Genomic DNA, 432 nt, shown 5'->3' with positions numbered 1-432 from the left:
ACTCTGCCCACTTGGTTTCGAGCTGCTTGACGAAAGCTCCCTTAGTGCTGGTCAGCGTGCCGGATTGAATGGCAGCCGTCAGCAGACGAATTTCTTGCTCGCCCAGCGTGCGGCCGCTGGCATCCTGGTCGGATGGCAACGGCAGCGGCGGGGCCGCTGTGGCAGTAGCACTCATGTTGATGGACTCAAGTTGTGACGAAGGATCAAGTTGTGAAACAGGATGATGAATCGTTGTTAATGCGGAGCCGTCGGCAGCGGACTCGGCCCATAGATCGGCTGCGGACGCGGGCCGACCAACTGCAGCCAGGCCGCCTGGCCAAGGAGTTTCAAGTGAGCCATTGCGGTGCGGGCCACGCGCATCTTGGAATGCCCGGTTTTTCGCACCGTCAGCCTGGCGGGACATTCCACAATTCGGCCGCCCCGGCGGTCGAG

1 protein-coding gene is annotated in these 432 nt (G+C 61.6%); it reads right to left on the bottom strand.

Annotated elements, in window-relative coordinates; translation table 11 throughout:
* Positions 1 to 234: 234 nt before the first annotated feature.
* Positions 235 to 432, bottom strand: a 198-nt coding sequence (locus I6F37_RS40780; protein ID WP_225154488.1) for a hypothetical protein, incomplete at its 5' end; no start/stop codon positions are given.

Source organism: Bradyrhizobium sp. NBAIM08 (assembly GCF_020193935.1).
GTDB classification, from domain to species: Bacteria; Pseudomonadota; Alphaproteobacteria; order Rhizobiales; family Xanthobacteraceae; genus Bradyrhizobium; species Bradyrhizobium yuanmingense.
The sequence above is the reverse complement of the archived record's forward strand: the minus strand, read 5'-3'. Positions and strand labels throughout refer to the sequence as shown.